The 17,420-nt window shown below is 72.3% G+C and carries 18 protein-coding genes and 1 pseudogene; 11 read left to right on the top strand and 8 right to left on the bottom strand.

All coding sequences use genetic code 11. The features are described from left to right. The first annotated feature begins 60 nt into the window (after nucleotides 1–60). Genes ACZ7CH_RS15150 through ACZ7CH_RS15120 form a run of 7 tightly spaced genes read left to right on the top strand, consistent with a single transcriptional unit; the run spans nucleotide 61 to nucleotide 6,432 of the window. Entirely contained in the window at nucleotides 61–912 is an 852-nt protein-coding gene (locus tag ACZ7CH_RS15150) for an STAS domain-containing protein (protein WP_360384317.1), read from the top strand. Further along, the gene (locus ACZ7CH_RS15145) at nucleotides 912–1,313 is read left to right on the top strand and encodes an STAS domain-containing protein (RefSeq protein WP_360384315.1); all 402 of its coding nucleotides are present in this window, start codon (nucleotides 912–914) and stop codon (nucleotides 1,311–1,313) included. The genes ACZ7CH_RS15150 and ACZ7CH_RS15145 overlap by 1 nt, the downstream gene beginning before the upstream one ends. Further along, nucleotides 1,313–1,726: an ATP-binding protein gene (locus ACZ7CH_RS15140; protein WP_360384313.1), complete on the top strand. Its 414-nt coding sequence runs from the start codon at nucleotides 1,313–1,315 to the stop codon at nucleotides 1,724–1,726. The genes ACZ7CH_RS15145 and ACZ7CH_RS15140 overlap by 1 nt, the downstream gene beginning before the upstream one ends. Next, a complete protein-coding gene (locus ACZ7CH_RS15135; RefSeq protein WP_360384972.1) occupies nucleotides 1,723–2,751 on the top strand; it encodes an ATP-binding SpoIIE family protein phosphatase in 1,029 nt (342 codons plus the stop codon). The genes ACZ7CH_RS15140 and ACZ7CH_RS15135 overlap by 4 nt, the downstream gene beginning before the upstream one ends. Continuing rightward, nucleotides 2,748–4,484: an ATP-binding protein gene (locus ACZ7CH_RS15130; protein WP_360384311.1), complete on the top strand. Its 1,737-nt coding sequence runs from the start codon at nucleotides 2,748–2,750 to the stop codon at nucleotides 4,482–4,484. The genes ACZ7CH_RS15135 and ACZ7CH_RS15130 overlap by 4 nt, the downstream gene beginning before the upstream one ends. Then, on the top strand, nucleotides 4,481–6,049 hold the full coding sequence (locus ACZ7CH_RS15125) for a fused response regulator/phosphatase (protein WP_360384309.1): 1,569 nt from the start codon (nucleotides 4,481–4,483) through the stop codon (nucleotides 6,047–6,049). The genes ACZ7CH_RS15130 and ACZ7CH_RS15125 overlap by 4 nt, the downstream gene beginning before the upstream one ends. Further along, on the top strand, nucleotides 6,046–6,432 hold the full coding sequence (locus tag ACZ7CH_RS15120) for an ATP-binding protein (protein WP_360384307.1): 387 nt from the start codon (nucleotides 6,046–6,048) through the stop codon (nucleotides 6,430–6,432). The genes ACZ7CH_RS15125 and ACZ7CH_RS15120 overlap by 4 nt, the downstream gene beginning before the upstream one ends. Before the next feature lie 4 nt (nucleotides 6,433–6,436). Here the strand turns inward: ACZ7CH_RS15120 and ACZ7CH_RS15115 are convergent, their stop codons facing one another. Then, complete coding sequence (locus tag ACZ7CH_RS15115; protein ID WP_470374152.1) at nucleotides 6,437–9,079, bottom strand: SpoIIE family protein phosphatase; 2,643 nt, start codon at nucleotides 9,077–9,079, stop codon at nucleotides 6,437–6,439. 219 nt (nucleotides 9,080–9,298) lie between these two features. Further along, complete coding sequence (locus tag ACZ7CH_RS15110; protein ID WP_458432590.1) at nucleotides 9,299–9,847, bottom strand: hypothetical protein; 549 nt, start codon at nucleotides 9,845–9,847, stop codon at nucleotides 9,299–9,301. 115 nt (nucleotides 9,848–9,962) lie between these two features. On the opposite strand from ACZ7CH_RS15110, the gene ACZ7CH_RS15105 reads away from it, so the two are divergent. After that, nucleotides 9,963–10,523, top strand: a complete 561-nt coding sequence (locus tag ACZ7CH_RS15105; protein WP_360384970.1) for a TetR/AcrR family transcriptional regulator — start codon at nucleotides 9,963–9,965, stop codon at nucleotides 10,521–10,523. On the opposite strand, the gene ACZ7CH_RS15100 is transcribed toward ACZ7CH_RS15105, so the two are convergent. Continuing rightward, nucleotides 10,513–10,935, bottom strand: coding sequence for a MarR family winged helix-turn-helix transcriptional regulator (locus ACZ7CH_RS15100; RefSeq protein ID WP_458432589.1), 423 nt, complete (start codon nucleotides 10,933–10,935; stop codon nucleotides 10,513–10,515). The genes ACZ7CH_RS15105 and ACZ7CH_RS15100 overlap by 11 nt on opposite strands. A gap of 52 nt (nucleotides 10,936–10,987) precedes the next feature. Here ACZ7CH_RS15100 and ACZ7CH_RS15095 point away from each other — a divergent pair, with 52 nt between their 5' ends. Continuing rightward, on the top strand, nucleotides 10,988–11,563 hold the full coding sequence (locus ACZ7CH_RS15095) for a TIGR03086 family metal-binding protein (protein ID WP_470374151.1): 576 nt from the start codon (nucleotides 10,988–10,990) through the stop codon (nucleotides 11,561–11,563). Nucleotides 11,564–11,574: 11 nt separating this feature from the next. Here the strand turns inward: ACZ7CH_RS15095 and ACZ7CH_RS15090 are convergent, their stop codons facing one another. Both ACZ7CH_RS15090 and ACZ7CH_RS15085 read right to left on the bottom strand, forming a co-directional pair. Beyond that, nucleotides 11,575–12,285 (bottom strand): uridine kinase family protein, encoded by a 711-nt coding sequence (locus ACZ7CH_RS15090; RefSeq protein WP_470374150.1) that lies wholly within the window; start codon nucleotides 12,283–12,285, stop codon nucleotides 11,575–11,577. Next, on the bottom strand, nucleotides 12,260–13,384 hold the full coding sequence (locus ACZ7CH_RS15085) for a VanZ family protein (protein ID WP_458432585.1): 1,125 nt from the start codon (nucleotides 13,382–13,384) through the stop codon (nucleotides 12,260–12,262). The genes ACZ7CH_RS15090 and ACZ7CH_RS15085 overlap by 26 nt, the downstream gene beginning before the upstream one ends. Nucleotides 13,385–13,587: 203 nt before the next feature. Between ACZ7CH_RS15085 and ACZ7CH_RS15080 the strand changes: the two are divergent. Next, nucleotides 13,588–13,899 (top strand): annotated as a pseudogene (locus ACZ7CH_RS15080) (FHA domain-containing protein); the annotation flags it as partial. A gap of 76 nt (nucleotides 13,900–13,975) precedes the next feature. Here the strand turns inward: ACZ7CH_RS15080 and ACZ7CH_RS15075 are convergent. The 3 genes from ACZ7CH_RS15075 to ACZ7CH_RS15065 form a co-directional block, all read right to left on the bottom strand. Then, nucleotides 13,976–14,359 carry an STAS domain-containing protein gene (locus tag ACZ7CH_RS15075; RefSeq protein WP_470369032.1) on the bottom strand — a complete coding sequence of 128 codons (384 nt, stop codon included), beginning with the start codon at nucleotides 14,357–14,359 and terminating at the stop codon, nucleotides 13,976–13,978. A 170-nt stretch (nucleotides 14,360–14,529) separates the two neighbouring features. Beyond that, nucleotides 14,530–15,810 (bottom strand): cation:proton antiporter, encoded by a 1,281-nt coding sequence (locus ACZ7CH_RS15070; protein ID WP_470374149.1) that lies wholly within the window; start codon nucleotides 15,808–15,810, stop codon nucleotides 14,530–14,532. 135 nt (nucleotides 15,811–15,945) lie between these two features. Continuing rightward, complete coding sequence (locus ACZ7CH_RS15065; RefSeq protein WP_360384288.1) at nucleotides 15,946–16,704, bottom strand: SDR family NAD(P)-dependent oxidoreductase; 759 nt, start codon at nucleotides 16,702–16,704, stop codon at nucleotides 15,946–15,948. A 99-nt stretch (nucleotides 16,705–16,803) separates the two neighbouring features. Between ACZ7CH_RS15065 and ACZ7CH_RS15060 the strand changes: the two genes are divergently transcribed. Beyond that, nucleotides 16,804–17,412, top strand: coding sequence for a TetR/AcrR family transcriptional regulator (locus ACZ7CH_RS15060; RefSeq protein ID WP_470374148.1), 609 nt, complete (start codon nucleotides 16,804–16,806; stop codon nucleotides 17,410–17,412). Nucleotides 17,413–17,420: the final 8 nt, after the last annotated feature.

Below are 17,420 nucleotides of genomic sequence, written 5' to 3'. Positions count from 1 at the left end.
GGTTCGACCGCGCCCACGACTACTGTCTGCAGGGTTGTACCACCGCCTGAGGAGGCATGAGTGACTGCAGACGCAGGACACGCCCCGCGCTTGACGGAGCTGCTGCGGACCAACGCCGACCCCTTGATCGACAAGTGGGTGGGCGCCGTGGCGGCCCTGCTGCGCGGGCGGTCGACGCGGGCGGAGCTGGAGACCGACTTCCGCGAGTTCTTCGCGGCACTGCTGCCCCTGGTCGGCAACGACGGCAGGAACGTGAGCGGGCCGGAGTTCGGCGAGATCAAGGCTCAGCTGGAGGAGTACTCGCGGTCCAGGGTGCGCGCGGGCTTCACGCCGTCGGAGACCGCGTCGAGCGTGTTCTCCCTCAAGCGCGAGGTGTTCTCCCTGGTGGAGAACGACGAGGACCCGGAGATCCACCGCCAGGTCATGGCGTTCTCCGGCCTGCTGGACGCGCTCGGCCTGCTGACGTTCGAGTCGTACGCGCGGGCGCGTGAGGAGATCATCCGCGAGCAGTCGGAGCAGTTGCTGGAGCTGACCACGCCGGTTGTCAAGATCTGGGAGGGCGTCCTCGCCGTGCCGCTGGTGGGCACGCTGGACTCCGCGCGCACCCAGGTGGTGATGGAGAAGCTGCTGGAGATGCTGGTCGAGACCGGCTCCGAGCACGCGATCATCGACATCACCGGGGTGTTCGCCGTCGACACGCAGGTCGCGCAGCACCTGCTCAAGACCGTGGTCGCGGCCCGGCTGATGGGTGCGGAGTGCATCGTGTCCGGCATCCGCCCGCAGATCGCGCAGACGATCGTCGCACTGGGCATCGAGTTCGGCGACATCGTCACCAAGGCCTCGCTCGCCGACGCCCTGCGGCACGCCCTGCGTCGTGAGGGCGTCGACGTCGTGCGCCGCGAGGTCGGCTGATGGAACGCGTCCCGATCCTGAAGATCGGCGGCGTCCTGCTGGTCTCCATCCAGATCGACCTGCAGGACCAGAGCGTGCTCGCGCTGCAGGAGGACCTGGCCGAGAAGATCAGCTCGACCGGCGCCCACGGTGTCGTCATCGACATCTCCGCCGTCGAGATCGTCGACTCGTTCATCGGCCGGATGTTCGCCACGATCGCGTCCATCTCCCGGCTGTTCGACGCCGACACCGTCGTGGTCGGCATGCGCCCGGCCGTGGCGATCACGCTCGTCGAGCTGGGCCTCACGCTCGGCGGCGTGCGCACCGCGCTCGACCTCGAACGCGGCATGAAGATCCTGGGACAGCTCGGCCGGCAGCGCCGGGGTGTGGTCGCGCACTCCGACTTCGAGCGGGACGACTGATGCCGCCCCGGTCCGGCGGGCCGGAAGAGGTCGCCATCAGCGGTGACGACGACGTCGTCCGCGTGCGCCAGCTGGTGCGCGCGTACGCGCAGCAGACCAAGCTCTCGCTGGTCGACCAGACGAAGCTCGTCACCGCGGCCAGCGAGCTGGCCCGCAACACGCTGATCTACGGCGGCGGCGGCTTCGCCAGGGTCGAGGAGGTCGACGACGGGCGCCGGCTCGGCGTGCGCGCGTCGTTCCACGACGAGGGACCGGGCATCCCGGACCTCACGCTCGCACTGGCCGACGGCTGGAGCAGCGGCAGCGGCCTCGGACTCGGCCTGAGCGGCGCCCGCCGCCTGGTGGACCAGTTCGACCTCGACACCGAGGTCGGCAGGGGCACGGTCGTGACGGTGGTCAAGTGGAAGAGATGACCGCGGCGGACTGCCTCCCGCACGTGCGGGACGAGGCCTGGCTGCCGGTCGAGGAGACCGCCCAGGTCGGCAGGGCGCGCCGCACCGCGACCGCGCTGGCCGAACGGCTCGGCTTCGGGGCGACCCGCATCGCCGAGATCGGGCTCGCGGTCACCGAGATCGGGTCGAACCTGCACAAGCACGCCCGGCAGGGCGTCGTCGTGATCCGGTCGGTGCGCGGCGAACGGGACGCGGCCGTCGAGGTCGTCGCCGTGGACCGCGGACCGGGCATCAGCGACATCGCGCTCGCCTGGCAGGACGGCCAGTCCACGACCGGCACCCTCGGCGTCGGGCTGGGCGCCGTGGCGAGGCTCGCGACCACCTGCGCCATGACCTCCCGCGTCGGCCTGGGCACCGCACTGGTCGCCCGGTTCGCCCCTTCCGCCGACTGGGCACCCGAGTGGGGCGCGGAGAGCGCGGCCGGCCTGACGAGGCCGATCGGCGGCGAGGACGTCTGCGGTGACGCCTACGCGGTGTGCCGGCGCGCCGGTCGGCTGACGCTGCTGATGTGCGACGGGTCCGGACACGGCCCGCTGGCGGCAGCGGCCTCCGACGCCGCCGTGCGGCTCTTCCGCGACCTCCCGCACATGCCGCCCGAACAGGTGGTCACCCGGCTGCACGCCGCGTTGCGGGGCACCCGCGGTGGCGCGGTGGCGGTCGCCGACGTCGACCTCGTCGCGCGGACAGTGCGGTTCTCCGGGCTGGGCAACATCGCCGCCGCGGTCCTCACGCCCGACCGCAAGCAGGGAATGATCTCGGTGCCCGGTGTCGCCGGCCACCACGCCCGCACGATCAGGGCGTTCGACTACCTGCTGCCGGACGGGGCGGTGGTGGTGCTGCACTCCGACGGCCTGACCGAGCGCTGGGGCCCCGGCCACGGCAGCGACCTCACCACCGACCCGCCGGTGCTGATCGCCGCGACCCTGCTGCGCGAGGCCGGCGTGCGCAAGGACGACGCCTGCGTGCTCGTGGCCAGACCGGCATGACCACGACCGAACTGCTGCGCCTCGTGGTCGGCGACGAGCGGGACGTGTTCCTGCTGCGTCAGCGCGGCCGCCAGGTCGCGGCCGCCGCCGGGCTCGACGGGCAGAACCAGGTCCGGCTGGCCACCGCGCTCAGCGACGTCGGCCGGGAGCTGGTGCGGCAGGACGTGGCCGCGACCGCGGTCTTCCGGCTGCACCGCGACCCGGTGCCGGTGCTGCTGGTCGAGCTGACCTGGCAGGCCGGCGGTGCGGGTGTCAGCGACGCGGGACCGGGCTGGGACACCGCGCGCAGGCTGATGGACGAGCTGCGGGTGAGCCCCACCGGCGTGACGCTCGCGAAGAACGTGCAGCACGCGGTCGTGCTCGACGAGCGCCTGCTGCGGGACCTGCGCGAGACCGCCGGTGCCAGCGCGCTGGACGAGCTGCGCGCGCAGAACCAGGAGCTGCTGGAGACGCTGGAGCACCTGGAGGCCAAGAGCAAGGAGCTGGAACGGGTCAACGCCGAGCTGGAGGAGACCAACCGCGGCGTCGTGGCGCTCTACCAGGAGCTCTCCGACGAGCTGGAGCAGACCAACCAGGGCGTGGTGGCCCTCTACGCCGAGCTCGACGCCAAGTCCGCCGAGCTGCGCGACGCGGCTGCCGCCCGCATCCGGTTCTGGTCGAACATCAGCCACGAGCTGCGCGCGCCGATCAACTCCGTGGTCGGCCTGACCCGCCTGCTCAACGCACCCGGCGGCGACCCGATGACCGACGACCAGCGCCACCACGTGGACCTCATCAACGAGTCGGCCGCCACCCTGCTCGCGCTGGTCAACGAGCTGCTCGACACCGCGAAGGCCGAGTCGGGCAGCCTGCAGCCGCGGCCGGCGCCGGTCGCGCTCGACTACGTGCTCACCCAGCTGCGTTCGGCGGTGCGGCCGTTGCTGCGCACCGGCGACGTGAGCCTGGTGGTCGAACCGACGCCGGAGCTGCCGTCGCTGGTGACCGACGAGACGATGCTCGTGCGGATCCTGCGCAACGTGCTGTCGAACGCGGTGAAGTTCACCCAGCGCGGCGAGATCCGCTTCACCACCGAGCCGGGACCGGGTCCCGACGAGGTCCGGTTCGTGGTCACCGACACCGGCATCGGCATCCCGCTCGAAGAGCAGGACCGGGTGTTCGAGGAGTTCTACCAGGTGCCGAACGCGCTGCAGGCGGGCGTGAGCGGCACCGGCCTCGGCCTGTCCTACGCCCGCAAGCTCGCGGAGCTGCTCGGCGGCACGCTGGCGCTGACCAGTACGCCCGGTGTCGGCACCGAGGTCGTGCTGACCTTGCCGACCGCGAAGGACGAGCTCGTCCAGCCGGCCCCGGTGGCGTGCGCGCTGGTCGCGGACGGCGACGAGAAGGCCCGCCGGCAGCTGCGGGACGCGCTGGCGGGCATCGCGGCCGAGGTGGTCGAGGCCTCGGACGGCCGGTCCGCGCTGAACCTCGCCAAGGCCCGGCAGCCCGACCTGGTGCTCGTGAACGCCAGCGCGCCGCTGATGAGCGGCAGCGCGGTGCTGTCGGTGCTGCGGCTGGACCCCGACCTCCGGTGCGTGCCGGTCGTGATCGTGTGCGGCGACGACCCCGGCGGTCTCGCCCGCAGCGTGCACGGCCTCGGTGCGGTGATGCTGCACGAGGAGCGGATCTCCCCGGAAACGGTGGGCAGGGCGGTCAGGGACGCCCAGCTCACGGCGCGCAGAACGGAGGACCGATGAACCCGACAGCCATGGGCGGTGGGCCGGCCAGGGTCCTCGTGGTCGACGACCTGGAGGCCAGCCGGTTCATCGCGTGCAGCTGGCTGCGCCGCAGCGGGCACACCGTCGTCGAGGCGGCCACGGCGGCGCAGGCGCTGACCGAGCTGGACGACGGGTTGTTCGACCTGGTCCTGCTCGACGTGCACCTGCCGGACATGAGCGGCTACGACGTCACCGAGCGGATCAAGGCCGACCCCCGGACGAGCTCGATCCCGGTCGTGATGCTCTCGGCGACCTACATCGAGCCCGAGGACAAGGTCACCGGCCTGACCCGCGGCGCGGACGCCTACCTGACCGAACCGCTCGACCCCGGCGAGCTGCTCGCCAACGTCGAGGCCGCCCTGCGCTACCACCGGGCCCGCGCACTGGCCGAGCACCTCGCCGCCCGGCTCACCCGGCTCACCACCGCCACGTTCGCGATCAACGCGGCGCCGACGTTCGACGCGCTGGCCGAGGCCGCGGCGGTCGGTGCGGCCGAGGTGCTCGACGCCGAGGCGAGCGCGGTCCTGACCGCCCCCTCCGGCGAGGTCTCCGTGGCCACGGCACGGTCCAGCCAGCCGGAGGTCCTGCCGCGGCCCGACATCGCCGACGTCGAGCGGTGGACGTCGGCACTGGGCACCGGCGTCGGCGTGACGCTGGCCGAGGCCCGCGACGTGCCGTGGCGGCCAGGTGCCCCGGTGACGGCGGCGCTGGCCCGCACCAAGCCGCGCCGGCCGCCGATCTGCATCGCGGTGCCGCCGGAGTCCGTCGTGGACGACGCCGACCGCAACCTGCTGCGGCAGCTGGCACAGGCCACCGCGCTGGCCGCGGAGGGGCTGCACACCTTCGCCGAGGAGCACTCGCTCGCGCTCACGTTGCAGCGCAGCCTGTTGCCGCGGGTGCTGCCGCAGCACCCCGAGCTGCCGATGACGGCCAGGTACCTGCCCGCGTCGAGCAACGCCGAGATCGGCGGTGACTTCTACGACGTGGTCGAGATCGACGGCCGGATGCTGATCGCCATCGGCGACGTGTGCGGGCACTCGATCCAGGCCGCGACGGTGATGGCCGAGGTGCGGCACACGCTGCGCGCCTACGCCGTGGAGGGGCACCGGCCGGCCGAGATCCTGCGCCGGGTCGACACCCTGCTGGAACGCTTCCACCCCTCCGGCGGTCTCACGACCATGTGCCTGCTGCTGGTGGACCTCGAGGAGGGGACCATGGCCGTCGCGAACGCTGGCCACGTGCCGCCGCTGCTGGTCGACGACCAGGGCGCCCGGTACGCCGACGTCAGGGGCCCGTTGCTGGGCGTCGGGCTGGAGCGGCCGGAGGCCACCGAGCTGCCGCTGCCGCGCGCCACCCTCGTGCTGCTGACCACCGACGGCCTCGTCGAACGCCGCGGCGTCGACCTGGACGAGGGCATGGAACGGCTGCGCACCGCCGTGTCGCACACCGCCGACATGGACGAGCTCGCCGACCGGCTGCTGGCCGAGCTGGGCGAGGGCAAGCAGGACGACATCGCCCTGGTGCTGCTGCGGCGGTGCCCGTGACCGCACTCGTGGTGGACCTCCCCGTCGCGCCCGGTCTCGCGCTGTCCGCGCTGCGGCGCGAGGTCACCGCCGCCCTGCACGTCCTCGACGAGGACCACCTCTACGACGTGCAGCTCGTGGTCACCGAGCTCGTCACGAACGTCTTGGACCACACCCCCGGCACCGGCCGGCTGCGGATCCTGCACCGGACCGACCCGTGCTCGATCACCGTCGAGGTGGACGACGAGTCGCCGTTCGAACCGGTCTACGGACGCTCCCGCCTGGGCGAGCACCGCGGACGCGGGATCGTCGTGGTGGACCGCATCTCCCGCCAGTGGGGTCACCGCCCGCGCGAGGGCGGCAAGACGGTGTTCGCGCTCGTGGACTGCGCCGCGCCGGAGTGACCGGTCAGGGCCGGGTGCCGTGCTCCAGCCCGGACAGGTGCAGGATGCGGGCCGGTGCGCTGCCGGCCGCCGCCAGCAGGGTCAGCGCCCGCCCGTGCGCGGCCGCGGATGCCTTGGCGTGCAACAACAACGCGATGCCCGAGCTGCTGAGGTAGTCGAGGTCGGTGAGGTCGACCTGGACCGGCCGGTCGTCCGCGGCGCCGACCCGCGCGAGCAGCGGGGTGCGCAGGTTCTCGACCGTGGCGATGTCGAGGTCACCGGTCAGCGCGATCCGCTGCACGTCGCCGTCCGCGTGCTCGGTCAGCCCGGTCACGGCCGGGGGCGGTGCGTGGTGCGGTCTCGCGCCGGGCTTCACGTCCGGTGTGGACTCCAGCGGCACGAGCGGCACGTGGAAGCGGATGGTCGTGCCCTCCTCTCCGGCGGAGAGGTCGACGGTGTCGCTGAGCTTGCGGATCATGTCGAGGCCGCGGCCCCGGTGGCCGCGGTCGGCCGGCTGCGGGCGCCAGCGGCCCCGGTCGGTCACCGTCACCCGCACGCCGCGGCCGGTGGACTCCAGCCGGGTCTCGAACGTGCCGCCGCCCTCGGGGTAGGCGTGGTCGACGACGTTCGCCGCGGCCTCGCCGATCGCGAGCTCCAGGTCGTAGACGGAGTCCTCGGACAGCCCGACGACCTCGGCCCACCTCGTGGCCGTGTGCCGCAGACCGGCCAGCTCCGCCGGCACCGCGGGCACGGTGAGCCGCAGCGGTGCGGGCAGGTGCCGTGCGACGACGAGCGCCACGTCGTCGTCCTGGCCCTTGGCGAGCAGTGCGTCGATGATCAGCTGGACCAGCGCGTCCGGTGCGAGGTCCGCCGCCGTCTCGGTGGCCGAGACGAGCCGGTGGACGCCCTCGTCGAGCACCTCGTCACGGCGTTCGACCAGCCCGTCGGTGTACAGCACGACCGAGGCGCCCGGTGGCAGCGGAGCCGAGTGCTGCGGGACGGGGCTGGTCCCGGCGCCCAGCACCGCACCAACCCCGTCCGTCAGAGGCCGGGCGCCGGAGCGGTCGACCACCACGGGCGGCGGGTGGCCCGCCGAGGCCCAGCAGAGCTCGCCCGCCTGCCAGTCGAAGACGATGCACACGCACGTGCTGCCCGCCGCACCGTTCACGCGCGCCGCGAAGACGTCCAGGCGCCGCAACGACTCCGCGGGGGAGTGCCCGTCGAGCAGGAACCCGGTCAGCGCGCTGCGCAGCTGTCCCATGACCGCGGCGGCGGCCGGTCCCTTGCCCACGACGTCGCCGACGGTGAGCCCGACGCGCGACTCGCCGAGCGGCACGACCTCGTACCAGTCGCCGCCGATCTGCGAGTGCTGCGCGGCCGGCAGGTACCGCGCGGCCGTGGCGAGCCGGGGCAGCGCCGGCAGCTGCCGCGGCAGCAGGCTCTCCTGCAACGCCGCCGCGATCTCGTGCTCGCGGTGCAGCAGCAGCTCGCGCTCGGCCTCCGCGCGACGGCGTTCGGTGACGTCCCTGCCGATCGCCTGCAGCCCGGTCGGGGTGGCCTGGACGCTCAGCTCCAGCACGATCTCGGTGCCGTCGGCGTGCCGCAGGGTGACGACCTCGGACCCGGACAGGTCGGCGGGCAGGCCGTCGACGAGCAGGTCCGTGATCGGCGTGCCGAGCAGGTCCTCCGGCCGGTGGCCGAGCAGGTGCCCGGTCGCGGGGTTGGCCGACACGAACCGCATCTCCTGGTCCAGCAACCAGATCGCGTCCGTGGCCCGCTCCACGAGCTTGCGGTGCCGCCGTTCGCTGTCCCGCAACGCCCGGTCGGCGTGCACGCGCTGCATCGACTCCCAGCACCGGTTCACCACGACCGACACGAGGTCGATCTCGTCGCGCGTCCAATGCCGCACATGGGCCTGGTGCACCGCCATCGCCGCCACGAACCGTCCACCGCGCAACAACGGCAGGCAGATCACCGCACGTATGCCCGTGACACGGTAAGCGGCAAGGTCGTCGCTCTCGATCCGTGTGTCGTTGAACGCGTCGTGCACGACCCACGGCTCACCCGCGCGCATGGCCGCTAACGCACCGGCGCCGAACCCACGCATGGCGAACCGCCCAGGCAACGGCGGCAACCCTGTGGCGTGGTCACCACTCATGACGAAGTGGTTCTCGTCAGCCTCTGCGCGCGCGTAGGCACACCGATCGACACTCATGTGCTCGCCGAGCATCCTGGTCGCCAACGCCATGAGCTCCTCGGCGTCGTCGAGCCGCTGCAACTCCCGGTCGAGGTCGTCGAGGAACCGCTGCCGCTCCGCCTCGGCCTGCCGCGCCGTGACGTCGACGAGCACCCCGCTGCGCACCGGCCCGCGCACCCGCGCCTGCTCCATGACCCACATGAACTCGCCCGCGGCCGTGCGCACCCGGTAGACCGTCTCGTAGTCGGTCTCCGCACCCCAGCGCCGCCGTTCGCTCTCCTCGCGGTCGTCGGGGTGCGTGACCTGCCCCCAGAACCCGGGGTCCTCGCGCCACCGCCGCGCCGGGTACCCGAGCAGCCGTTCGACGTTGCCGGACAAGAAGGTGACCGCGCGGCCACTCGCGTCGCCCTGCCACACGACCACCGGCAGGTCGTCCACCAGCGCGGAGAGCCCGAGCTCTCGATCACTCATCTTGCACAGCCTCCACAGGCGCGGTCCTGACGCCCGCCCACCGCATCGTACGGCGCCCGCCTGGCCGACGAAGGTCGCGAAGCTCGCGATGGCTTCAGTGTCGGTCAAAATCCAGCTGCCGGGGTAGACGGGCGGGAACCGGAAGCGCGGTGGACGGACGAGCGGCGCCCGGAGCCGGCCGGGTGCCCGCCCCGGTTCGAGGCGGGCACCCGCTCCCGGTCAGCCGCGCGCCTTGCCCAGCCGCAGCGCCGACACCAGGTAGAAGATCCCGCCGATCCCCGCGTACCCCGCGAGGGTGGTCAACGTCGCCCCGTCGCTGCCGGCCTGGACGATGAACGACGTACCGGCGAGCGTGGAGATCGCACCGCTGAGAATCATCGGCCACTGCCCGCCGAGACCGCGGCGCACCACGGCGACGACGAGCTGGGTCACGCCGGACACGACGGCCCACGCGCCCCACACCGTCAGCACCGCCGGGATGCCGGAGGTCACCGCGACGACCAGCCCGGCCGCGGCGATCGTGCTGACGGCGATGTTCGCGTACAGGCCCCACGACGCGCGTCCGGTGCGGGACGTGCGGCTGTCCACCACGACCGCCGCCACGTCGAACAGCGGGTAGAGGACCAGCAGCGTGCCGCTGATCGGTCCGATCGTCGTGGCGGTGAGCATCAGCAGCACCGCCCACACCAGCGCGAAGCCGAAGCGGGCGAAGTACAGCGTGCGGAGTGCGGGGGCGAGGGTGGCCGGTGACGCGGTGCTGGTGCTCACGGGATCGTCCTTGAGGTAGGGAGAACGTTCTTTCTACTTTTTGAAGACTGGCAGGACCGGCACGCGGTTGTCAAGAACGAACGTTCTCTCTGTTAGCGTCGGGAGCATGACCCGCGTGTCTGATGCCCGCACCCGCCTGCTCGGGACCGCCGGCCGGCTGTTCTACGCCGAGGGGCTGCACTCGGTCGGCGTGGACCGCGTGCTGGCCGAGGCGAAGGTGACCCGCGCGACGATGTACCGGCACTTCGCCGGCAAGGACGACCTGCTGGTCGCTTACCTCGGTGAGGCGGACCGGGCGACGCGGCAGCAGCTCGAAGCCGGTGTGGCCGCTGCGGCCGACGACGTCGAGGCGGTGCGGGCGGTGGCGCGGGGGATTGCCGCGCACATCCGCTCCGAGGGGTTCCGCGGGTGTGCGTTCCTCAACGCCGCGGCCGAGTACCCCGACCCCGCGCACCCCGTGCACGTCGCGGTGCTGAACCACCGCCAGTGGTTCCACGACACCGTCGCGGAGCTGCTGTCCCGGGTCGGCGACTCGCCGGTCGAGCTCGACGCGCGGCACCTCGTCATGCTGCGCGACGGTGCGATGGCGGCGGGGTGCCTCACCGATCCCGGGCCGGTCGGGGAGACGTTCGTCGAGGCGGTCGAGGGAATCCTGCGGGCGCGGCTCAGCCGCTGACCTGTGCGGACAGCACGGCCAGTGCTCGGAGGAACGCCTCGCGGTCGGCGGGTGGGAGCTGGGCGAGCACGCGGTCCTCGTTGCGCTGGATGTCCGCCTGCACGGCGTGGTGCTTGCGGCGCCCCTCGTCGGTGATCGCGACGAAGCGTGCGCGCCGGTCTGCCGGGTCGCGAGTGCGTTCCAGCAGGCCTGCCGCCTCCAGGTCGTCCAGCACGGCGATGATGCGGCTCTTGTCCGCGCCGATGAACTCCGCCAGCGCGGCCTGCGTGCGCACCGCTTGGCCGTCGAGGGCGTCGAGCACGACGTAGCCCCACATGCTCAGCCCGTGCGCGCTCAGCACCGGCTGCTCGGCGGCGATCAGCGCGCGTTGCAGCGGGGCGATCATCGCCGCGAGGTCCCGCCGACCGGTCATGATCGACATCATAGCCTTGCGCATATGATAAGCGTCTGCATATCGTATGCGTGTGCTTACTGATTTGCTCGAACTCCACCGGACCGCCGTGCTGGACAGCGTCCGAACCGTCGACCAGGTCCGGGACGACGACCTGGAGCGGCCGACGCCGTGTGCCGGGTGGACGGTCGCCGACCTGCTCGCCCACATGACCGCGCAACACCGCGGGTTCGCCGCCGCCGCGCGAGGCGGGGGAGGGGACCGCACGGCGTGGGAGGCCCGCCTCGCGAGCCCGTCCGACCACGCCGCCGCCGCACGCGACCTCCTCGCCGCCTTCGCCGACCCGGTGGAGGAGTTCGAGCTGCCGGAGTTCGCCCCGGTGACGAGGTTTCCGGCCGTGCAGGCGATCGGGTTCCACCTGATCGACTACGTCGTGCACGGCTGGGACGTGGCGCGCTCGCTCGGGCTCGGCCACCGGCTCGCACCGGAACTGGCCGAACCCGCGCTGCGGATCGCGCTCGCCGTGCCGGACGGGGAGGGCCGGCTCCAGCCCGGTGCGGCCTTCGCGCCCGCGCTGGTCACCCGGGACACCGACCCGATGCGCCGCGTCCTCGCCCTGCTGGGCCGCTCGCCCGACTGGACGCCCTGATCAGGACGAGGTCAGGCGGCGACCACGATCTCGGTCGCGGGGTCGTGCGGCAGCTCCGGGGTCCCGTTCACGACGACCGCGGCCCTGAGCCAGGGCTGTTCGCGCTCCAGGAACGGCACTTCCTCGGCCAGCCACGCGGCAACGTGCCGCTGCTGCTCGGGCGAGTCGCCGTCGCGCGCCACGAGGCGGCGTTCCTGCTCGTCGAGGTCGCCCTGCACCCAGACCGAGGCGTCGAGCCACGGCCCGAGCTCCGCCCGGACGACGCCCGTGCCCTCCACCCACACCACGTCGGCCCCGGCGGGGACCACGACCGCGCCCGGCCGGTCGTGCGCGACCCAGGCCGGTGGGCGGAACTCCACCGCCTCGCCGCGGTGCAGGGGCCGCAGGACGTTCTCGGTCAACAGTCCGGCCCAGTCGAAGTACGCCTGGTTCCAGGCGATGTCGTCGGTGTGCACCACCCACGACCGCGGCACGGCGTGGTGCAGCCGCTCGGCCAGGGCGGACTTCCCGGCGCCACCGCGGCCGTCGATGCCGACGATCACGGGCCGCGGGACGAGGCCGGGCTGGTGAGCGCCGGAGGGGCCGTCAGCGGTCGGTCGCACACCGACCTCCACCGCCGACCCGCCGCCCCCGACCCCGACCAGTCGCCGGACCACCTCACCGAGCGGCACGACCCGCCAGCCGGCCGCCTCCACCTCACCCGGCCGCAGGCGCATCCTCACGCTCCCGTTCCACCGGGACCTCCACGCGGTCCGAATCCCGCACGCCCCGCGTGCGCGCCGCGTGCTCGTGCCAGCCGCGCTGGTCGCGGCGGAACACCGGGAACACGAACGTCCCGACGACCACCAGCGCCACCACGACCAGGTCGAACCGGCCGGCACCGAGCCACGGCGACACCACGGTCGCGTAGGTCACGAGACCGGTCACGCCGAGCAGTTCGCGGATGGCGATCTGCAGCGGGTTCGCGCGGGTGCCGTCCTCGCGGCGGGTGCGGTAGCGCAGCAGCCAGCTGCCGGGGGTGGCACCACCGGTCGCCGCCGGCAGCACGACGCGCAGGACCACCAGGGCCAGCACCGCCCAGCGCGGGTCCGGGAGCACGAGCTTCGCGAGCAGCAGCACCGGGAGCAGGTCGACGGCAAGCGCCAGCAGCCGGCGCGGGACGGTCACCGTGCCGGTGGGGGCCGCGGAGTCCTCCGAACCGGGCACCGTCGGTACCACCAGTGCGACGGGGGCGAGCATCCAGCCCACCAGCGCACCGGCCGTGTTCGAGATCAGGTCGTCCACGTCGGAGATGCGGTACGGGCAGGGGTAGTAGCCGAAGTTGCCCGTGTACTGCACGACCTCGACGGCCAGCGAGATGCCCATGCCGATCGCGATCACGGCCAGCGGGCCCCTGCGGTACGCCTTGCGCAGCACCACGCCCAGCGGCACGAACAGCGCGACGTTGAACATCTGCTGCATGAACGCCTGCGACGTCACCATCGCGACGATGCCGGAGCGCCCGTTGGCCGACAGGTTGTTGTTCATGTCGGTGACCCACTGGAACGGCACCAGCGAGAGCATCTGCTCGCCCTGGCAGACCTCCACGCGGTTCGCGGGGAACGGCAGGAAGATCAGCGCCAGAGCGACGAGACCGTAGGCCAGCAGGCCGTAGAGCACGAACGCACGGCGCGGCTCCACGCGCCCGAAACGCAGGTAGTGCAACAAAACCAGGGGAGCGAGCACCAGCAGGCCGACGCCCACGAACGCGGTGAACCCCGTTCGAGCGGTCTCCCAGTACGACGCCATCATGTTCTTCACCGCTCCGGGATCGATCCGCACACAGGTGCTCTCCAGTGCCCGGTGGCGTCCCCCGTTCAAACCCCGGTTCGGGAAGATCCATCAGACGGCCCAGCGCCCTGCCGCCGATCAGTCCCCGATGGCCGAGGGGCGTGCTCACGTGCTACCGGAGCCCCACTACACTCGGCACTCGGGCACGGGGAGTGCCGGCTCAGCGAAGAGCGAAGGGAACGGCGGGTTCCGGCATGATCGGCGAACTCGTGCAGGCGAGCACACCGGTGCTGACGACCGCAGCGTTGACGACCACCGGGCAGCACCCGGTCACCGTCCCGCTGACCGAGCGGGGCCTGCTCATCGGACGCGGACCCCACTGCGACATCGTCCTCGACGACATGACCGTCTCACGGCGGCACGCGCAGGTGCGGTGGGAGGACGGCGTGGTCGTCCTCGAAGACCTGGGCTCGCTCAACGGCACCTACGTCAACCGCAGCCCTGTGCACGAGGCCGTGCTGCGGGACGGCGACTCCATCTGGATCGGCGAGCACCGGCTCGCGTTCAGCGCGGCGGCCGAGCGGCCCGCGGGTGGCTGCACCGTCCACTCCGGACCGCAGGCCGGGCGTGCCGCCGACCGGGTCACCCGGCCGACCTGGCGCTCCGGCCAGCGGAAAGGGCTTGCTCCACGTCCGGGTACAGCGCCAGCAGCTGATCCACTCCGGATGCCGTGATGGGTCGCAGCACGATCCGGTGAGCGGCGGCGACCCGCAGGGGAACGCCCGCGGTCCGCGCGGCGCGGTGCTGGACCACAAGCTCGTTGATGCCGGCCGAGCCGAAGAACGTGACCCGGCTCAGGTCGACCACGACCGGGAACGGTGCCGTCGCCATCGCGAGGGCGATCTGGAGCTCGTTGTGCAGCGTCTCGACTGTGTCCTGGTCCAGGTCCCCGTCGGCGCGTACGACGATCGCGAGCCCGTTGACCTCTCTTTGCACGTGCAGCGGGCAATGGAAAGTGTTCGCCATGGCAGAGCCTCCTCGCCGTGGAGCGACCTCCTGCTGGAGGAAGGACGCAGCTGCAGGCTCAACCGCTTCCTTGGACTGTAGTCCTCGTTTCAGGTTTTTCGCACGGCGAAAGTTCCTGATCACAATGTGGGAGCACCGGGAATGCCTGCCGTGGACGGTCGGCGCGGGGCTCAGACCGGGGTCGTGGCCGCCGCCTCGCCGCCCTTCTGCTGCCGCCTGCGGTCCAGCAGCCACATCACCGGCGACGCCGACAGCCCGTGCACGAGAACGGAACCGATGACCACCAGCCCGGCGATTCGCCAGATCGTGTCGTGCCCGGTGAAGTTCCCCTCCTGCAAGGCGTAGGTGATGTAGAACAGCGAGCCGACACCGCGCACGCCGAAGAACGCGATGACGGTCCGCTCGCGCGAACCCGTCTTGCCGCCGAGCAGCCCTATCCACCCCGCCAGCGGCCTGACCAGCACCAGGGTCACCGCGGCGACCGCGACCTCGCGCCAGTCGAGGCCCGCGAGCAGCCCGCTGACCGCGGCACCGCCGAGCAGGAAGACGATCACGACCGTCAGCATCCGCTCGGCCTGCTCGACGTAGCGGTGCAGCACCTGGTGGTAGCCGTGGTGGCGTTCCGCGGCCCTGATCGTGCAGGCGCACACGAAGACCGCGACGAACCCGTAACCCTCGGCCAGCTCGGTGACGCCGTAGGCGAGGAACGTGGCGGCGAGCGCCACGAACCCCTCCGCGTGCTCGGCGAGGCGCAGCTTCTCCGACGGCACCGAGAAGAACAGCTTGCCCAGCAACCAGCCCACGGCGACGCCGACGGCCAAGCCGCACGCGAGCCGCCACAGCACGTCCACGGCGAGCCAGTGCCCCAGCCACGCCGAGGGCGCGGCACCCGCGATGCTGATCGCGACGGCGGCGTAGGTGAACGGGAACGCCAGACCGTCGTTGAGCCCCGCCTCCGAGGTGAGCGCGAACCGCGCCTCGTCCTCGCCGGTGTCGTCCTCCGGGTTCTCCGCCGGTTCCGCGACCTGCACCTCGCTGGCCAGCACCGGGTCGGTCGGCGCCAGCGCGGCCGCCAGCAGCACCGACGACGCGACACCCAGCCCGAGCGCACCCCAGCCGAGCAGCCCGACGGCGAGCATCGACAACGGCATCGTGATCGCGAGCAGCCGCCAGGTCGTCGCCCACCCGCGCAGGCTCACCGCCCGGTTGAGCGCGAGCCCCGCGCCCATCAACGAGATGATCACGCAGATCTCGGTGAGGTGCAGCAGCACCGTGGCGTGCTCGTCGGGATCGGGGTTCGGCAACGTGTCCACGACGGAGAACGTGAGCGCACCCGCCCCGAGGAACAGCATCGGCATCGAGACCGGTGCGCGGGCGAGCAACCGCGGTAGCAGCGCGGCGGCCAGTGTCGCGAGCCCCGCTCCGGTGTACAGCAGGGAGCTGGGTTCCACTGTGTGCCCTCCGATCGCCGAAAGGCTCGTCCTACCCGGTGGCCCCACCCGCAAACCCCGACGCGAATGAGGCATACCGCGCGTTTCGCGCTGCTCCGCCGATGAAAGACCTGGTCAGAGTCGTGCAGGAGCTCGTCAGGCGGCCAGTGCCGGCCCGAGCAGCAACCCGCCGTCGACGACGAACTCCGCACCGGTCGTGAACGACGCCTCGTCCGAGGTCAGGTGCAGCAGCACGGCGGTGATCTCCGCGGGCTCGGCCAGCCGCGGCACGGCGTAGCCGGCGGGGGAGAAGAGGTCGCCGATCGCGGGCTGACCGGGTGCGACGGGCTCGGTGATGAGCGGGGTGGCCACGACACCGGGGTGGATCGAGTTGACCCTGATCCGGTCGCGGCCCAGTTCCAATGCGGCGGTGCGGGTGAGACCGCGCAACGCCCACTTGCTGGCCGCGTACGGCGCGTAATAGGGCGATCCGACGTTGGCCATCGTCGAGGCGATGATGGCGATCGACCCGCCGCCCGCGCGCCGGATGGACGGCGCGACGTGCTTGACACCCAGGAACTGGCCGGTCAGGTTGACGTCGAGCGTGCGCTGCCAGACCGCGCGGTCGGTGTCCTCGACCAACGCCGCCGGGTGCTGCACCCCCGCGTTGCCGACCAGGACGTCGACCGGCCCGAACCGCTCCTCCGCCGCCCGCACCGCCGCCTGCCACGCCTGCTCGTCGGTGACGTCGAGGCGCACGGACAAGGCGCGCTCACCCAGTTCGGCCGCGAGCGCGTCGCCGTTGCGCGCGGCGACCACGACGTTCGCGCCCTCGGCGTGGTAGCCGAGCACGTGGCTGCGCCCCATCCCGCCGGTCGCCCCGGTGATGAACACGGTCTTGCCCTGGAAACGCATCGGTACCTCCGTTAATGGTGAGTCGAGTGACTCACCTCGGAACGGTAGGCTGCGGTCCGGTGGTGAGTCAAGTGACTCACCTCGTGGCACAATGGCGAGGTGTCGACCTACCACCAGCGGATGGCCGAGCAGAAGCGGGCGGCGATCGTCGACGCCGCCACCGCGCTGTTCCTGGAGTCCGGCTACGACAAGACCTCCCTGGCGCGCATCGCCGACGCGGCCGGGGTGTCGAAGGCGACGCTGTTCAAGCAGTTCCCGACCAAGGCCGAGCTCTTCGACGCGATCGTCACCGACTACTGGCGGAGCGACGACGGCGCGCTCACACCACCGCCCGGCGACCCGGGAGCCGGGCTGACCGCCCTGGGCAACCGGTACGTGGCGCTGCTGACCCGGCCGGGCATGGTCGCGCTCTTCCGGATCGTGATCGCGGAGGCGCCGCGGTTCCCCGAGCTCGGCCAGACCCAGTTCCGGTTGGGCAAGCAGCCGTTCTTCGACGCCGTGCTCGACTACCTGGCCGCCGAGTCCGGGGTGGGCACCCTCACCGTGCCCGACCCGGTCCTCGCCGCCACCCAGTTCCTCGGCATGATCTCGAACTTCGCCTTCTGGCCGCGCATGCTGCTGGTGAACTGGGCGCCGACCGCGAAGGCGATGGCGCACTCGGTGGACGAGGCGGTGCGGACGGTCCTCGCCCGCTACGCCCCGTCCTGACCGGGCCG

The sequence above is a fragment of the Lentzea sp. NPDC037011 genome (genome assembly GCF_055607425.1).
The sequence above is the reverse complement of the archived record's forward strand: the minus strand, read 5'-3'. Positions and strand labels throughout refer to the sequence as shown.

Bases quoted from the DNA above. Each gene is read 5' to 3' on its own strand.
- ACZ7CH_RS15145 (WP_360384315.1), top strand. From the start codon at position 912: ATGGAACGCGTCCCGATCCTGAAGATCGGCGGCGTCCTGCTGGTCTCC.
- ACZ7CH_RS15140 (WP_360384313.1), top strand. From the start codon at position 1,313: ATGCCGCCCCGGTCCGGCGGGCCGGAAGAGGTCGCCATCAGCGGTGAC.
- ACZ7CH_RS15135 (WP_360384972.1), top strand. From the start codon at position 1,723: ATGACCGCGGCGGACTGCCTCCCGCACGTGCGGGACGAGGCCTGGCTG.
- ACZ7CH_RS15130 (WP_360384311.1), top strand. From the start codon at position 2,748: ATGACCACGACCGAACTGCTGCGCCTCGTGGTCGGCGACGAGCGGGAC.
- ACZ7CH_RS15125 (WP_360384309.1), top strand. From the start codon at position 4,481: ATGAACCCGACAGCCATGGGCGGTGGGCCGGCCAGGGTCCTCGTGGTC.
- ACZ7CH_RS15115 (WP_470374152.1), bottom strand. From the start codon at position 9,079: ATGAGTGATCGAGAGCTCGGGCTCTCCGCGCTGGTGGACGACCTGCCG.
- ACZ7CH_RS15100 (WP_458432589.1), bottom strand. From the start codon at position 10,935: ATGACCGGTCGGCGGGACCTCGCGGCGATGATCGCCCCGCTGCAACGC.
- ACZ7CH_RS15075 (WP_470369032.1), bottom strand. From the start codon at position 14,359: ATGGCGAACACTTTCCATTGCCCGCTGCACGTGCAAAGAGAGGTCAAC.
- ACZ7CH_RS15065 (WP_360384288.1), bottom strand. From the start codon at position 16,704: ATGCGTTTCCAGGGCAAGACCGTGTTCATCACCGGGGCGACCGGCGGG.